Raw genomic sequence first — 1,712 nt, forward strand, 5'->3', positions numbered from 1 at the left:
TCGCGGATGTCCTCGGTACTGGACGTTACCGTAGAGCAGGCGGGTACCGACATCGGTAAGATCGCCTCTATCTTCAAGGTGCCCATGGCGGACATCGAGCGGGCGGTATCGACCTTCAACCAGGTATCCAACAACTCCACGGCATCCGGTGAGCAACTCCTCGACGTAGTGAAGCGGATCGGCGACGCGGCGGGCTCCCTGGACCTGGCCAAGTCTACCGCCATTGCCGCCTCGGGCATCGACCTGGGCTTCTCCCCAGAAGTCGTAGGCTCGAACATGCAAAAGATCTTCTCCGAGATGTACGCGCGCGCTGAGGGGTTCCAAAAACTCCTGGGCGGCACGGTAAACGGGTGGATCGCCCGTGTACAGAGTGACGGGCTGGGCGCTCTCAAGGAATACGTCGCCGCGCTTCGTAAGCTGGCCCCCGACGTACAGCAGCAGCAGATCAAGATGCTCTCGGGCGGTGGCCGCATCAGCGCCCTCCTGACCAAGTACGTCCAGGATACTGAGGATACTATCCTCGACCGCAACTACAAGGAGGCGCTCGCCGGGTTCACCGAGGGTACTTCGGCGATTAAGGAGCAGAAGACGGTCCTTGCTACTCTGGATGCCGCCATCGACCAGGCGGGCAACAGCTTCCAGGCGCTGGGTATCAAAGCAGGGCAGGTCTTCGGTCCTCGCTTGACCGCCTACTTCAACGAGCTGAATAAACAACTCGCCAACCCGGAGATCCTCAATTTCGCTAAGGCGGTGGGCGGTGCGTTCCTTGACCTGTTCGATACAGTCGTAACGGGCGTCAAGTATATCAACAGCCTGAATCTCAATTGGTACAACTTCATCACCCTGGCCAAGGTCTTCCTCGGCTTGAAGTTGGTGCAATCAATTGCAAACATGGCCGCGAAGATCCCCCTCCTCGGCACCGCGTGGTCCAGTCTGGCGGGTAGTGCAGCCGCCGCAGGCGAGGCACAGGTGGCGGCGGGCGGTGCGGGCGCAGGTGCGTTGCAGACCCAGGTAGACCGGGTAAAGGCGCTCATCGCGCAGCACAAGGCCTACCAGACCACTCTCAAGGAAGAGGCAGCGTTCACCGCCCAGGTCGCCCAGAACGAAGCCAAGCTCGCCGCTGCCCAGGTCAAGCGGGAGAACATGCGCGGCCTGGAGAATCAGGGCAAGGTCGCCATCGTCCAAGCCGGTACCGCAGTCACCACGGCGAAGCAGGGTGTATCTACTGCGACCACCAACGCCGCAGCCGCGCAGGCCGCCGTACAGACGGAGCTAAACGCGAAACTGGAAGCAGCAGCCCTGGCCCATAGCAGCAAGATGCAGGCCATCGAATACGAGCGCATTCAGATGACCGCGCGCGCGGTCGGTGCGGGCAACGCCGCAATGGAGAAAGCAGCCCAGCTCAGCTACCAGGAGCAAATCGCCGCCGAGACCTCGCGCAATAATCGTTCGATCGCTGGGCTCAATAGTTACTACGCCCGGCGCCTGCGCATCGTCACCGAGGCAGGGGCGGCTGAAGTAGCCGCAGCCAACGCCGCGTTGATGGCTTCGTTGAGTGCATTCGATGGCGTGGCCGCAGGCGTAGGGATGACCGCTCTCCAGGCCAACTCCGCAGCGGCGGCCGCAGCCGTGGGGAAAGCCACGGTAAACCTCGACGCATCGCGCCAATCGCTTACCCTGGCCCAACGGGCTGCCGTCTTGGCTGGCGAGGG

General features: G+C 62.3%; 1 protein-coding gene. It reads left to right on the forward strand.

What is annotated here, in order from left to right:
* On the forward strand, window positions 1-1,712 hold a 1,712-nt coding region (locus tag QZ994_RS19785), incomplete at both ends, for a phage tail tape measure protein (protein ID WP_290877789.1).

Origin of the sequence: Aquabacterium sp. (genome assembly GCF_021768455.1) — a bacterium.
Lineage (GTDB): Bacteria > Pseudomonadota > Gammaproteobacteria > Burkholderiales > Burkholderiaceae_C > Aquabacterium.